Raw genomic sequence first — 14,951 nt, forward strand, 5'->3', positions numbered from 1 at the left:
CCGGACTGCCGGACTGCCGGACTGCGCTAGCGAGCCGGGTGGTGGGCGGCGACCAGGAGTTCGACGTTGCGGTCCTGGGGACCGCCGTAGTTGGCCGGGTCGGCGTACAGGTCGTTCACGGACAGCTCCCGGTACAGCGAGGCCAGACCCTCCACGGAGAAGTCGCCGTGGTCCACCTGGTAGGGGCTGTCGGCCTCCAACAGGGTGGTGAACAGCGACATCGTGCCGTCCGCGTTGTCCACGATCTCGATGCTGCGGGCCAGCTGCGGGTGGTCGATGTGCGAGGCGGTGTTGATCTCCCAGAACCCGCGCTCCGGGACGCGGGAGGTGTGCGCCCGCACCCTGTTGTAGTGGGTGTGGCCGTTCACCCAGGCCAGGACGTTGGGGTAACGCTTGAGCATGGCCACCAGGATCTCGCCGGTGTAGCGGAGTTCGGCCGGGCGACGCCGGTCCGGCAGCGGGTTGTTCATCGTGCCACTGGTGTGGTGGCTGAACAGCACGAACAGCTCGTCGGTCACCTGCTGGGTGCGTCGGCGGCCGAGCAGGTCGTAGTAGACCGAGCTGGACGCGCGCAGGGTCCTCTCCAGCCAGTCGTACTGCCGCTTGCCGATGGAACCGTTGGCCAGCCCCGCGAGCGTGGTCGTGTCCATACTGATCCCGGTGACGCCCTCGGCGATCGGGAAGGTGTAGAAGCAGTCCACTCCGTCCGCGTTGTCCTCGGTGTAGCCGTGCCCGACCGGCCCGGGGCCGGTGTTGGCCTCCGCCAGGTGGGCGGCGACGAAACCCGCGGTGTCGAAGGGCCTGCGCCGCTCGTCCGGGGTGACGGTGGAGGTCAGCGCGGCGGTGGACATCGTGTCGGCGTCGTCGGGGTTCTCGACCTCGTCGGGGATGTCGCCGAGCTGGTCCTCCTCGGTCATGGCCTCGGCCATCTGCTCGGTGACGTCGTCGTCGGCGAACATCAGCTTGCGGTCGCCGACGTAGACGTCGCCCAGGGTGCGAGCGGGCAGGGTCCCCGCCGGGGTGTTGTCGTGGTTGCCGATGGTGCAGTACCAGGGCACGTCCAGCCCAGGGCTGTGGAATTCGGCCGTGGCGGCGGCCAGGTAACCGGGCAGGTGGGGGAAGCCGCCCCGGTCCTTGTAGCGGTCCGGGCTCTGGCTCTCCGGCTGCCAGTACAGCCCGGAGCCGCAGTTCTGCACGCCCTCGAACCGCCCGGGGTCACCGGTGTCCGGTGTGAGCGAGCCCCCGTTGAGGATCGTCATGAGCCAGTCGAGCTCGATCTCCTCGTGGTTGTCGGTGTTGTCGCCCGTGGTCATCATGAAGTCGAAGGGGCGGCCGGTCACCGGGCCGTTCCGGAGCGAGTTCACCCTCTTGACCAGCGCCGAAGCGCCCACCATGGCGAGCGCCTCCTGCGGCCGGTGCGCGCTGGAACCGATGATGGGGTGGGTGTACTCGAACCGCACCGGGCTCTGCACGTCCAGCACGTGCAGGTCGGTGAACTGCACGAAGGCGGCCAGCGGCTCGCGCCGTTCGTCGCGACCGGACTGGGCGGGGACCAGGTCCTCGCGGACCTCCAGCGGCCAGCCGGGTCCGGCGGTGAGCAGCTGGTAGCCGTCGCCGACGGGGGAGGCGACCTGGGCGAAGGTGGTGCCCTCGGGGTCGGTGATCCGGTCGAGGGTCTGCCGGATGAGCTTGTCGTGGGTCGCGGCGGAGACGGGGAGAGCGGGCGGACCGAGGGCGAACCCGAGGCCTGCGGAGGCGGTGAGGAATCCGCGCCGGTTGAGGGAAGCCATGGGTGGCGGCGTCCTTTCGGCCCTGCCGGGGGCCTGTGAGGAGAGCGGGGGCGCCGTCATTAAAGGCCTGAGTCAGGGCAGGGGGCAACGGGGGAGCGGCCACCGGTGTCGGCCCCGGTGCGGTGCGGCCTGAGGCGGGGTGGGTACGATCACCAGTTCGGCTCGTTCCGGTCACCGCTCCCGCGACGATGCCCTACCGAGAGTGATCGTCCGGCGTCCGCGCGTACGTCGGCGGCGTGTGGCGGGCTGTTCTCCTGGGCCGTGATGAACCGTCATAAAGGTGAGTGCTTCTCACGTTTGGCCGGATGCGGCCAATGCCGTCCCGGGTGCGACTCGGGCCTCAGGTGAGGAAGCCCCGGATGAGGGCCTCGCTGCCCTCCAGGTGTTCGCGTACCGCGCGCACCGCCGCCTCGGGGTCGGCGTCCCGGACCGCCTGGACCATCTCCCGGTGCTGGATGTTGCTGTGCTCCAGGTTGCGCACCAGCATGGGCATGGCGTCAAGCAGGTCGTTCACGCGCATCCGCACCTCGGTGAGGGATCGGGTGAGCGAGGCGGAACCGGTGAGTTCGGCCAGGGTCAGGTGCAGGACCGTGTCCAGGCGCCGGTAGTCCGCCACCTCGGCCGCCTCCACCGCCGCCAGCCGCTCGGTGAGCAGCCGGTCCTGCTCGGGGGTGAGCCCCTTCTCGGCCAGCACCACGGCCGCCCCGGTCTCCAGGGCCCGGCGGTGGGTGAACAGGTCGTCCAGGTCGGTGCCGGTGTCCCGCAGGACCCGCTGGGCCTCGCTCCGGCTCGGTTTGGGACGCACGTACGTGACGAAGGCGCCGCCGAACCGCCCGCGCCTGGACTCCACGTACCCGGCCTCCTGGAGGGCGCGCAGGGAGTCGCGGAGGATGACCCGGCTGACCCCGAGCCGCGCGGCGAGTTCGCGCTCGGCGGGAAAGCGCTCCCCGTGCCCGACCACACCCAACCGGATCGCGGACAGCAGCCGCTCCACCGTCTCCTCGAACGGGTTCCCGGTGCGCACGGGGCGGAACACGGCCTGGGCCGCGACCCCGGTCAGGCCGCCGTCCGCGGCCGGACCGCTGTCTGAATGGTGCATTTTTGTTCCTTTTCCCTTTCCTGTCGGTGATACGCGGACAGGTCTATCCCGATCAGGCAAACCATTGACAGCTCCGGAGGGCTCCTGGTTGCATGTTCCACCATTGGTCTGAAGTCGAACCATACTCCCAGACGTCATGACGCTGACAAGGAGCACCAGGTGCGAACGAACGGCAGCCTCCCCCCACTGTCGCTGGACCAACTCAGAATCGAGGCCGCCTCCGGCGAGGTCGACACCGTCCTGGTCGCCTTCACCGACATGGAGGGCCGCCTCCAGGGCAAACGGCTCTCCGCCCGCTACTTCCTGGAGGAGACCCTCGAGCACGGCACGGAGGGCTGCAACTACCTGCTCGCCGTGGACGTGGACATGAACACCGTCGACGGGTACGCCATGTCCTCCTGGGAGACCGGCTACGGCGACTTCGTGATGGCACCGGACCTGTCCACCCTGCGGCGCACCCCCTGGGCCGAGGGTGCGGTCATGGTCACCGCCGACCTCACCTGGCACGACGGCAGCCCGGTCGCGGCCTCGCCCCGCCAAGTCCTGGACCACCAGCGCCAACGCCTCGCCGAACACGGCTGGCAGGCCTACGCGGGCACCGAACTCGAGTTCGTGGTCTACCGTGACACCTACGAACAGGCCTGGAACAGCGCCTACCGCGACCTCACCCCCGCCAACCAGTACAACGTCGACTACTCGGTCCTGGGCGGCGCACGCGTCGAACCCCTGCTGCGCCGCGTCCGCAACGAGATGACCGGCGCCGGACTGTACGTGGAGTCGGCCAAGGGCGAGTGCAACCTCGGCCAGCACGAGATCGCCTTCCGCTACGACGAGGTCCAGCGCACCTGCGACCAGCACAGCGTCTACAAGAACGGCGCCAAGGAGATCGCCGCGCAGGAGGGCATGTCGCTCACCTTTATGGCCAAACCCAACGACCGCGAGGGCAACTCCTGCCACATCCACCTCTCACTGCGCGACGACGACGGAACCCCCGTCATGGCCGAGGGGCGGGGGCTGTCGGAGACCGGCCGCCACTTCCTGGGCGGCCAGCTCGCCGCGCTGCGCGAGCTCACCCTGCTGCTGGCGCCCAACATCAACTCCTACAAGCGCTTCGTCCCGGGCAGTTTCGCGCCCACCACCGTCGCCTGGGGCCACGACAACCGCACCTGCGCGCTGCGGGTGGTCGGCCACGGGCCCTCGCTGCGGGTGGAGAACCGGGTCCCCGGCGGCGATGTGAACCCCTACCTGGCCAGCGCCGCCATGGTCGCGGCCGGACTGCACGGGGTCGAGCACGGCATCGAACCGGGCGAGCCACTCACCGGCAACGCCTACACCTCGGGCCTGCCCACCGTCCCCACCACCCTGCGCGAGGCCCTGGAACTGTGGGAGGGCAGCGCGCTGGCCCGCGAGGCCTTCGGCGAGGAGGTCGTCGCCCACTACGCCAACCGCGCCCGCGTCGAACTGGCGGCCTTCGACGCCGCCGTCACCGACTGGGAGATGTTCCGCGGCTTCGAGCGGATGTAGCGGATCCAGATGACAGGGAGGGACACCCGGTGAACACCGACGAGAGCACGCCGCCCGAGCGGCCGAAGCAGTTCGCACAAGAAGGGCAGCGCGAGCAGAAGGTGGTCGACCCGGCCAGCGGGCAGGTGGTGGCCACCGTCCCCCTGGCCTCCGAGGCCGAGACCGACGCCGCCGTCGCCCGCGCCGCCGCGGCCTTCCCCGCCTGGCGCGACACCCCGCCGGGCGAACGCGCCCGGCTGCTGCGCGCCGTGGCCGAGCGCATCGACGCCCACACCGAGGAGCTCGCCCAGCTGGAGGTCGCCAACGCCGGGCACCCCGTCGGCCAGGCCCGCTGGGAGGCGGGCAACGCCAGGGACGTGTTCACCTACTTCTCGGCCGCACCCGAGCGCGCCACCGGACGGCAGATCCCCGTCCCCGGCGGCTGGAGCGTCACCTTCGCCGACCCCCTCGGCGTGGTCGGCGTCATCGTCCCCTGGAACTTCCCGATGCCGGTCCTGTCCTGGGGCACCGCACCCGCCCTGGCCGCGGGCAACACCGTCATCGTCAAACCCGCCGAACTCACCCCGCTCACCGCCCTGCGCATCGGCGAACTCGCCCGGGAAGCGGGGCTGCCCGACGGAGTCCTGCAGGTCCTGCCCGGCACCGGGCCGGTGGCCGGAGCGCGCCTGGTCCGCCACCCCGACGTCGCCAAGATCGTCTTCACCGGCTCCACCCGGGTGGGCAAGGGCATCATGGCGGCGGCCGCCGACGACCTCACCCGCCTCACCCTCGAACTCGGCGGCAAGAGCGCCAACATCGTCTTCGCCGACGCCGACCTGGACAAGGCCGCGGCCGCCGCGCCCATTGCCGCCTTCGACAACGCCGGACAGGACTGCTGTGCCCGCTCCCGCCTGCTCGTCCAGGCCGACGTGTACGAACGCTTCCTGGAACTCCTGCGCCCGGCCGTCGAGGGGATCACCGTCGGCGACCCCCGCGACCCCGACACCGAGATGGGTCCGCTGATCAGCGCCGCCCAGCGCGACCGCGTCGCCGCCTACGTGGACGGCGCCACCGTCCTCTTCCAGGGGAGCGCGCCCCGGGGACCCGGTTTCTGGTTCCCGCCCACCGTGCTCGCCACCCACGACCCGGCCGAACCCGCCTTCCGCGAGGAGATCTTCGGCCCGGTCCTGTCCGTACTGCCCTTCGAGACCGAGGCCGACGCGGTACGCATCGCCAACGACACCGAGTTCGGGCTGGCCGGATCGGTCTGGACCCGCGACGTCGGCCGTGCCCTGCGGGTCTCCCGCGCCGTCCGCGCCGGAAATCTGTCGGTGAACTCGCACTCGGCCGTGCGCTACTGGACGCCCTTCGGCGGGATGGGCCAGTCCGGCCTGGGCCGTGAACTGGGCCCCGACGCACTGGACGCCTTCACCGAGACCAGGACCGTCTTCCTCTCCGACGACACCTGACGGGCCCACCGGACCGACCGCCCCACGGCCCACCCGAGGTGCCCACTTCTGACAGACCCCGTCTGGCGGATCCATCTCTGAGCTGGAGGAACACCATGCAGCGATTCCAGGACCGCGTCGCCGTCATCACCGGGGCGGCGGGCGGTATCGGCCGTGCCACCGCGCTCCGCCTTTCGGAGGAGGGCGCCACCGTCGTCGCCGTCGACCTCGACGAGGAGGGCGGCAAGAGCGTGGCCGAGGCCACCGGAGGCGGGTTCATCCGCGCCGACGTCACCGACGAAGCCGCGGTCGAAGCCCTCTTCGCCCGGGTCAAGGCCGAGTACGGCAGCGTGGACGTGGCCTTCAACAACGCCGGGATCTCACCTCCCGACGACGATTCCATCCTCACCACCAGCCTCGACGCCTGGCGGCGGGTCCAGGAGGTCAACCTCACCTCCGTGTACCTGTGCTGCAAGTACGCCCTGCCGCACATGCGCGCACAGGGCAAGGGGGCGATCGTCAACACCGCGTCGTTCGTCGCCACCATGGGTGCCGCCACCTCCCAGGTGTCCTACACCGCGAGCAAGGGCGGGGTGCTCGCGCTCAGCCGCGAACTGGGCGTGCAGTTCGCCCGCGAGGGCATCCGGGTGAACGCGCTCTCTCCGGGGCCGGTGGACACACCCCTGCTGCGGGAACTGTTCGCCAAGGACCCCGAACGCGCCGCCCGCCGCCTGGTCCACGTCCCGCTGGGCCGTTTCGCCGACGCCACCGAGATCGCCGCCGCGGTGGCCTTCCTGGCCAGTGACGACGCCTCGTTCGTCACCGCCTCCAACTTCCTCGTGGACGGCGGTATCTCCGGCGCCTACGTCACCCCGATCTAGGCTCGTCCCAGGCCCGCCGCCGCCCCGAACCCGGCGAACCCCGACCCCCGCCCCGAAGGAGGCCGCTCTCATGCCACCGGTCGTCGGCATCACCGCCTACGCGGAACAGGTCCGCTGGGGCGAGGCCTGGGACCTGCCCGCCACTCTGCTGCCCCAGCACTACGTGGACTCCGTCGCCGCAGCCGGGGCTGTGCCCCTCCTGCTGCCGCCGGTCGCGGGGATCACCGGGGCGCTGGACCGGCTGGACGGGCTGCTGCTGGCCGGGGGCGGCGACATCGACCCCGGCCGCTACGGAGCTCCGACCGGAACGCACACCGCCGGGGTTCAGGCGGGTCGCGACACCGCCGAGGTGGACCTGCTGGCCGGAGCGCTCGCCCGGGGCCTGCCGGTCCTGGGGGTGTGCCGGGGTATGCAGCTGCTCAACGTCTGCCGCGGCGGCACCCTCAACCAGCACGTGCCCGACGTGGTGGGCCACACCGGGCACCGCCAGCGCACCGGGATCTTCGACACCCACCCGGTCACCGTCGCCGAGTACTCCCGCACCGCCCGGGTGCTGGGCCGCACCATGCTCGACGTGCCCACCTACCACCACCAGTCCGTCGCCGCTCTGGGCCGCAACGTCTCCGCCACCGCCTGGGCCGAGGACGGCACGGTCGAGGCGATCGAGTACACGGACGTGTTCAACGTGCTCGGCGTGCAGTGGCACCCGGAGATGGGCACCGACCCCACCCTTTTCACCTGGCTCACCGAACGTGCAGGTGAAGGAGCCAGCGACCACTGAGCCTTCAGAGTCGCCGGGCCGACCCGCCTTCGCAGCCACTCTCAGCATCCCGATGCCTCACTCTGGGTGACTGGCTGTTAGGTTGACCGGCGGCATGTCGGATATCAGCGGAAAGTGAAGTGGCCCGGGTGGCGGAGGAGAAGGAGCACGGACGCGTGCGGAGCGCGTTGGTGTGGATCGGGGCCGGGCTGCTGCTCGGGTCCGCGGTGTGGGCGCTGGCCACAGCTTTCGCGATCGGTGAAGGACTGCTGGAGGAGGTGGGCGGCTGGTGGATCGCCGCCGTCGTCATCGCCTGCTTCGTGCTGGCGTTCGGGATCCGCTGGCAGGAACACCCCCACGTATACGTGAGCGATCACAGCACCGTGCTGTACCGGTGCTGGATGGTTCTATTCTGCCTCGCAGGGCTGGCCCTGCTCGGGCTCTACTCCCTGGCCGACCCCTTCAGGTTCTTCGGTTCGGTCCCGCTGTTCGACACCCTGTCACCGTTCGTGCACCTGTGGCTGGCGATGTGCGCCTTCGCTCTGGGAGCCGTGTTCATGCTGCTCTCGTGGCGGGTCCCCAACCCGAGGCCGTTCGGGCGGAGCATGACCCTGCTCGGCGCCGGTGCGCTGGCGGTGGTCGTCCTCGGGGGCGCGATCGTTCTGGTCGTTCCCCGGGAACAGCACCGGGTGGCCGACGAGCTCGGTGAGCCCGCCCCGGTCCCGGCCGAGGTTTCCCAGGTCGGCTGGGAGTGGCAGCCGCCGCAGGGCGCCTCAGTAGTCGAGGTGCGTGTGGGAAGCCACGGGCCGCTGGCCCTCCTCCGGGACGGGGTCGTGTCACTGGACGGTGAGACCGGCGAGGTGCTGTGGTCCTACCGGCGCCCCCACGACCCGGTCCATGACGTGTGGCGCGACGATGGCGGCGTGTTCGTGAGCTACGAGACCCGAGCCGCCTGGGGTGACTCCGGACAGCTGGTGACGGTGCGGCTGGACGGGCAGACCGGAGAGAAGCTCGGGGAGGTCGCCGCCGACCGCCCGGCCGAGTACAGCCCGCCGTTCCGCGAGCGCGCCACCGCGGTGAACGAAGCTCTGTCGCTGCCCGAGGAGTGCGTGGTCTCGCGGGACGTGGAGAGTTACGGCAACACCCTGGTCGCCTTGGTCGGATGCCTGGTTGACGTCGACACGGAGACCCTCGAGAGGGTGATCTACTCCGGGGACCCCTTCGCGTGGCCGGAGATCGAGGTGGACGTCATGGTCGTCGCGGTTGATCAGCTTGAGGAGCGTGAACTCTGGCGGGTGGAATGGCCCGATCCATCTGAGGGCGAAGACAGGCAGCTTCGGCTGGCCAAGGTTCCGGGGCCCGCCGGGTCGCAGCAGGTTCTGGTGAAAGAGCGGCATGAGGAGCAGGGCACACTCCTGGACCTGGGCACCGGGGAGGAATTGGTGGCCCTACCGGAGAGCCTGATGGCGAGTGATGACCTCATCGGGGTGGCGTACGCCGACACGGACGGCGCCGTGATCACTGAGTCCACCACCAGACGGCACGGTGACCAGGATGGTTCCTTCACATCGCAGACCACGTTCCACCGGGTGGACGCCGAGGGGGAACCCACCGGCACGGCCGTGGTCGAGGGAGGCTACCTGAAACCCAGCATCGGTACCTCCGCCATTCTTCTGCTTGAGGAGTCCCTGGCCATCACCTGGGAGGGGAAGGTGGCGATCGCGCCGTTCGGAGAGACCATCAGCTGGGACGAAGTAGCCCTGCCCACCGCTGAGGCCGCGCCCGTCACCGAGGCTGATGTGGATCTGACCCTGACCGCTGCCCCGGGCGCGGTTGTGCTCGTCGGAGACAGGATCACGGCCCTGGTGCCCTGACCCGGGGTCGGAGCTCCTGGCCCATGTGGTTGCACGTTGCTCCGAGGTGAAGGACCCCGTTAGGGGACCTGACCCGGTGACGGTGGGGAGGTTCCGAGCTGCGGCGTGTCCCGGCACTGCTAGGTTCTGCGGCGGTATGGCGGATATCGCACGAAGGACGGAACGGTGACTGGGGAGAGGAAGCTCGGACAACTGAGCGGAATTCTGGGGTGGGCCGGGGGCGGGTTGCTGGTCGGGGGTCTGCTGTGGGCGGTAGCGACCGGCGTGGTCGCCGGGGGAGGGCTGCTCGGGAAGGCCGACGGCTGGTGGGTGCTGTCCGTCCTGATCGCTCTGCTCGTCCTCGTGCGCGGGGTCGCCTGGCGGCGCCGCGAAACGGCTCCCGACACCGGGCGGCACGTGTTCTGGATGTGCCCGGCGGTCGGGATCGGGCTGCTGGCGTCCCTGCTCGCCTTCCCCCGGGACGCCTTCGAGGCCACCACCCCCGGCCCCTGGGCGTTCGCGCCCGCGCCGTACGCCGTGCACCTGTGGTTGGTGACCTGCGCGATCACCGTGGGATGCGCGCTGATGGCCGCCAGCGGGCGCAAACCCGACCCGAAACCGTTCCGCCGGGCGTTCCCCGCCCTGTTGACCGGGACGGCGGCCGTGGCTCTGGCGGGGGTTTTGGTCGCGCGGTTCTTGGTCCCCTGGGTGCCGCACCAGGTCGCCGATGAACTCGGTGAACCCGCTCCGTTCCCGGCCGAGGTCTCCCAGACGAGTTGGGAGTGGCAGGCACCGATGGGAACCAAGGTCAGGGGCGTACTTCCGGGCAGTCACGGGCCGCTCGCCCTTCTCTACGACGGGGCCGTGGCCCTGGACGGCGAGACCGGCGCGGAGCTGTGGTCCTACCGGCACCCGCACGACCGGGTCGGGGACGTGTGGGCCGAGGACGGCCAGGTCAACGTGCGTCACCGAGTCGGCACCGACGAATCGAGCGGCGAGGACCGGTGGGAGACGGTCGTGCTGGACGCCGGGACGGGGGAGGTCCTCGACGAGAACTCGGATGCGGAGGTTCCCCCGACCGGCTGGTTGAACGAGCACGGCCGGACACTCGTCAGTGACGTGCTGGACCTGCCCGACCACTGCGAGGTCGTGGACGCCCGAAGCTACGGACACTGGCTGCTGGGCGTGTTCGGCTGTCTGGAGGGCGAGGACAGCGGCGCCCAGAGCAGCAACCCCTTCGAAGGGGAGAGCAACGAAACCACTGCCGCCGTCGTGGCCGTCGACCCCCTGACAGAGACCGAACTCTGGCGCGCGGAGTGGACGGCTCCTCCTTCGGCCCCGGAACCCCGCCTGGCCGAGGCCCCGGGCGGTGCGGCTGGTCCGTCGGTGGTCGTGCGCGACGGCTACGAGGGGCGGCTCACGGTCCTGGACCCGGCGACAGGTGAGGAACTCGTCGCTCAACCCGAGGAACTGGTGGGCGGAGCGGACCCGGCGGAGGCGGCGTATGCCGACACGAACGGAGCCGTCTTCGCGGTGAACAGCGGTCACCTGGAGACGACGTTCCACCGGGTGGACCCCGCAGGGGAGATCACCGAAACGGCGGTGGTCGAGGAGGCCTACTTCTTTGGCCAGGTCGGCTCCCCGATGATCGCGGTGCTCGACGACGCCCTGGTGATCGTGCGGCATACGGATACGGCGAGTGCGGCCAAGGAGGTCGTGGTCGCGCCCTTCGGCGAGACCACCCGGTGGAGTGACGGGGTCGTGCACCGGACCGAACGCGAGGGTGACGCTGCCCTGACCGCTGTCCCGGGTGCGGTCGTGCTCCTTACCGAGAACGACGGGTCCGAGCTCGTGACGGCCCTGGTCCCCTGACCCACCCGCGGCAGACCCTCGGGACACTGCTAGCTTTTCGTGGCGGAAATTGGCCTTTCGGTCACGAGATCACGGAGTGGTAGGCGGTGCGGGGTGGCGCGCGAGCGGCGCATGGAGAAGGCCCTGTCCTGGGTCGGGGCGGGCACGGTCGCGGGGGCGCTGCTCCTGGCAGCGGTGACCGTGGCCCTGCACTGGGCGGGGCAGGACACCGCGGTGTTCCAGGAAGCCGGGCTGGCCTGGTTCTGGGTCTGTGTGCTCGGCGGGTTCGTCCTGGTGCTCGGGGTGCGCTGGAAGAACGCGCGTGCCGGTGAACCAGCGGATGCGGAGAGCGGCTGGGACTACGCCCTGTGCCTGGCCGGGGCAGCGGCCCTCACCGCCCTCATCGCGGGCAACGGCGTGCTCCTGGGCGCGGACGCTCCTGGAATCGGCGCGCTCTCCCTGATCGAGCTGAGGATGGCGGTCGTGGTCTGCGCTGTCCCCCTGGGTGTGCTGCTCATGCTGACCGTCGTGCGCCGACCGCTCCTACCGCCCCGAAGCCGCTCTCTGCCGCCCTTCGCCGCGGGCGTGCTTGCCGTTGCGTTGGTCGGGGTGACCGTGCCGCTGCTCCTCGTCGATGAGGAGGAGGGCGGTGTACGGCACGTCGTCGCCGAGGACCTGCCGGGGGTGGCGGCATTCCCTGACCGGGTCAACCGGTCCGGGTGGATCTGGGAACCCGAGCAGTCGGGCACGATCGACCGGATCGTTCGGGGGGCTCACGGCCCCCTCGTGGTCCTCAGCGACGGTGTGGTGTCCCTGGACGGGACCGACGGCACGGAGATCTGGTCGTACCGTGAGCCCGCTGCCAGGGACGCCACGGTCTGGGTGGGAAACGGACACGTGCTCTTCACCCGAGTTCCGGAGCGGGACGAGGATGCCGCGGAACAGGGCGAGGACGCACCCGAAGAGCGGGCCACCCGGGTGTTCGACGTGGTCAACGGTGCACTGGTCACCGAGTTCAGCGCAGACACAGGTGAGGCTTCGGAAAGCAGTGCTCGTGCTCTCGTGGGCTGGTCGGACGGTGTCCGCGTGCATTCCGACCGGCGCGATGGCGTCGAGCGGGACGAGGCGCCCGGGGTGAGCGCCTGGGACGCGGAGTCCGGCGAGGAACTGTGGTACCGGAACCCGGCCCCCGAACCGGGGATGGCCTGTGCGGGTGAGCCGCCCCGGGTACGCGCGGAGACGGTCGTGTACGCCGTGGCCTGTGTCCGCGAGGAGGATCTCACCGGCAGTACATGGGAGATCGAATCCCTTATCCGTGACGAGGAACCCGACAAGCGGTTCAGGGTGGTCTCCGTGGATCTGCGTACCGGTGAGGAGCAGTGGAGCTACGAGCTGGAGGGGGAGGAGGTCTTCGTCCCCGACCGGCCGTGGGCGGCCCCGGGGGCGGACGGCCGGGGCAGTGTCCTCGCCGTGCAGGGCTACTACTCGTCCGACCCCGTCCTCCTGCTGGACCCGGGGAGCGGAGAGGAACTCATGTACCTGAGCGAGGACATGGTCGAGGCGGAGGAGGGTCTTTCCCGGGAGGCGGTCATCGACGTTGACGGCAGCGGCATCACCATGCTGTTCTCCCGGTCGGGCGAGGGGGTCGAGGTCGGCCGCATCGATCCGGACGGCAACCGCACACCGCTGATCGGAGCGGGTGGTGCCTACGCCAGTCGTTACAGCCACAGGGCTGTACTGCCGGAGCAGGTGGTGTTCACCACTGACGAATCCGAAAGGGCCGGGGACCGGGCCCAGGTCAGCGTGGCCTCGCACGGGGAGCTGTTCGGTGAGGGACTGCGCAACCGGATCGTTCTGGGAAGCCGGGCAGACGTGGGACAGCTCGTGGCTGTCCGCGGTGGGGTCGCCGTCCTACTGACCGAGCCGCGCCACCAGGGTGCGCGGGTGGAAGGTCTGGTGCCGTGATGCGTTGGATCAGTGCGGACACGCTCTGGCGGCTGATCTCCTGGGCGGGCACCGGGGCAGTCCTAGGCGGGGTGCTCGCGTTGGTGGGAGCCGCGTTGCTGAGCCCCGCGGAGCGCTGGGGTGAGACTTCTCCGCTGCTTCACTGGGGGCTGGGCGGCGCGATCGTTCTGCTCACCGCTGCCTGGGCTCTGCCCGGCGGTGAGCACAGGCCCGGGTCGGGGTGGGACCGTCGCCCTGGTGAGGGTTCGGGTCCGCTCCGTGCGGCGGCCGTCCTTGTGGGGTGCCTGGCGGTGCTGGTGGCCCTGCGGGAGGTCCCGGGCGCCCGGACTCCGGTTCGCGCGTCGGGGGAGGGGGAACCGCTGCCGGACGTCCTGGTGGACTTCGGGGCTGTCTCCCACCTGTGGTACCTGTCCGCGCTCACGCTGCTGGCGGGCGCACTGATGCTCGCCGTCGCCGGGCGCCCCGAACCGCTCCGGCCAGCTTCCGGTCGGCCCCGGATACAGGCGGTATCGGCTGGGCTGGCCCCGGCCGTCGCCCTCGCGGTGCTCGCCGTCCCCCCGGTCTGGGACCGGGACCCTTCCGTGCACACCCTCGCCGAACCGCTCGCCTCGGCCGAGGCGGCAGCTTCGGTCCACGGTGACGAGGTCACCTGGGTTTGGGAGCACCCCGAAGCGGGATCGGCGGGTGAGATCTCCGTGGCCGCGACGGACACCGGGGCGCTGATCCACGGCCCTCGGGGCGTGTGGGCCCTGGACAGCCGGGACGGCAGCGAACGCTGGCGGTTCCAGCCGGTCGGTGAGGTTCTGTGGTCCGAGCCCACCCCCGACGGCGAACGCGTGGCGGTGCTGTACCGAGACGAGACCGGAGCGGACCACGAGCAGCGGTCCGTGGCGGTGCTGGCCGCCGACACCGGTCGGCCGGTCGGTTATCACCGGATCCGAGACGAGGCGGACCGGGTTCTCCTGACCGACCGAGCTTTCCTGCAGGTGGAGGAGAGCGGCCGCTTCACCCTCCGGGACCATGAATCCGGGGAGGCGAACCGCTACCAGAGAGACAGGGGATGTGTACAGACCGGTGCTCCGGTCATCGCGGATGCCAGGATCCTGGTCCCCGAGGAGTGTCCCCCGGACGAGGACGACGCCGAGTCGGCAGAGGAGGAGTCCCACCAACTGCGAGTACTGACCGAGGCGGGTGGCACCTACGGCAGACGCGAGATCCCCGGTCCTGTGGAACAGGTGCTCTCCGCCCCCGACGGCTGGGCCGTGGTGGTCCACTACGGCGGTGACGACCCGGGGGTGCTGGCCGTCCGCAGCAGGAACAGGGGTGTGACCGCTGAGAACCTGCCCACCGAACCCGGCCGGGTGGTTCCTGTCAACGGTGAGCTGCTGATGTACACCGAGACCGACGAGGACACCGACCAGGTCGAGTACCGCCTGGAGCGGCCGGTGGTCGGCGAACCGGGCGGAGACATCCCCGACACCGAGACCGTGGACAGCCTCGTGTTCGCCACTCCGGCCCCCGTTCCGGAGAGTGTCGCGGTCAGCCCCGAGCTGTTCGCCGGGGTCCGCGCGGAGGGGCCCGACGGGAACGAACCGGCCGTCCTGCTCGTCGGCGCCTGGGGTGCCGACGGCATCGAGGTCCCGCTGGACTCGGCTGCCGAGGGCCTGGCCCCGGACGGCTCGACCTTCGGAGTGGCGCTGGCCCCGCACGCGATCGTGGTGTCCGGCTTCTCCGTCGGGGACCGCGCCCAGGTCATCGGTGTGGGTTCCGGTTCCGTGAGCTGACTCCCGCCTTGACCCCT

At 70.7% G+C, this 14,951-nt stretch carries 10 protein-coding genes; 8 read left to right on the plus strand and 2 right to left on the minus strand.

The genetic code is table 11. From position 1 onward, the window contains the following. Window positions 1-26: 26 nt before the first annotated feature. Both D457_RS0106980 and D457_RS0106985 read right to left on the minus strand, forming a co-directional pair. Window positions 27-1,790 carry a TIGR03767 family metallophosphoesterase gene (locus D457_RS0106980; protein WP_017579931.1) on the minus strand — a complete coding sequence of 588 codons (1,764 nt, stop codon included), beginning with the start codon at window positions 1,788-1,790 and terminating at the stop codon, window positions 27-29. A gap of 340 nt (window positions 1,791-2,130) precedes the next feature. After that, window positions 2,131-2,889, minus strand: a complete 759-nt coding sequence (locus D457_RS0106985) for a FadR/GntR family transcriptional regulator (protein WP_017579932.1) — start codon at window positions 2,887-2,889, stop codon at window positions 2,131-2,133. 159 nt (window positions 2,890-3,048) lie between these two features. On the opposite strand from D457_RS0106985, the gene D457_RS0106990 reads away from it, so the two are divergent. The 8 genes from D457_RS0106990 to D457_RS0107025 all read left to right on the plus strand — a co-directional run bounded on the left by D457_RS0106990 (window position 3,049) and on the right by D457_RS0107025 (window position 14,934). Further along, on the plus strand, window positions 3,049-4,413 hold the full coding sequence (locus D457_RS0106990) for a glutamine synthetase family protein (RefSeq protein ID WP_017579933.1): 1,365 nt from the start codon (window positions 3,049-3,051) through the stop codon (window positions 4,411-4,413). Window positions 4,414-4,442: 29 nt separating this feature from the next. Next, a complete protein-coding gene (locus D457_RS0106995; protein WP_017579934.1) occupies window positions 4,443-5,861 on the plus strand; it encodes an aldehyde dehydrogenase family protein in 1,419 nt (472 codons plus the stop codon). 95 nt (window positions 5,862-5,956) lie between these two features. After that, window positions 5,957-6,721 carry a 3-oxoacyl-ACP reductase gene (locus D457_RS0107000; protein WP_017579935.1) on the plus strand — a complete coding sequence of 255 codons (765 nt, stop codon included), beginning with the start codon at window positions 5,957-5,959 and terminating at the stop codon, window positions 6,719-6,721. Window positions 6,722-6,791: 70 nt separating this feature from the next. After that, window positions 6,792-7,502: a gamma-glutamyl-gamma-aminobutyrate hydrolase family protein gene (locus D457_RS0107005; RefSeq protein WP_017579936.1), complete on the plus strand. Its 711-nt coding sequence runs from the start codon at window positions 6,792-6,794 to the stop codon at window positions 7,500-7,502. Between the two features lie 155 nt (window positions 7,503-7,657). Then, window positions 7,658-9,355, plus strand: coding sequence for a hypothetical protein (locus tag D457_RS0107010; RefSeq protein WP_239646032.1), 1,698 nt, complete (start codon window positions 7,658-7,660; stop codon window positions 9,353-9,355). 165 nt (window positions 9,356-9,520) lie between these two features. Next, window positions 9,521-11,206 carry an outer membrane protein assembly factor BamB family protein gene (locus D457_RS0107015; protein ID WP_239646033.1) on the plus strand — a complete coding sequence of 562 codons (1,686 nt, stop codon included), beginning with the start codon at window positions 9,521-9,523 and terminating at the stop codon, window positions 11,204-11,206. 93 nt (window positions 11,207-11,299) lie between these two features. Beyond that, entirely contained in the window at window positions 11,300-13,150 is a 1,851-nt protein-coding gene (locus tag D457_RS0107020) for a hypothetical protein (RefSeq protein ID WP_026116415.1), read from the plus strand. After that, window positions 13,150-14,934 carry a PQQ-binding-like beta-propeller repeat protein gene (locus D457_RS0107025; RefSeq protein ID WP_017579940.1) on the plus strand — a complete coding sequence of 595 codons (1,785 nt, stop codon included), beginning with the start codon at window positions 13,150-13,152 and terminating at the stop codon, window positions 14,932-14,934. Before D457_RS0107020 ends, D457_RS0107025 begins: the two co-directional genes overlap by 1 nt. Window positions 14,935-14,951 lie beyond the last annotated feature (17 nt).

This window comes from Nocardiopsis valliformis DSM 45023, from assembly GCF_000340985.1.
Classification (GTDB): Bacteria; Actinomycetota; Actinomycetes; order Streptosporangiales; family Streptosporangiaceae; genus Nocardiopsis; species Nocardiopsis exhalans.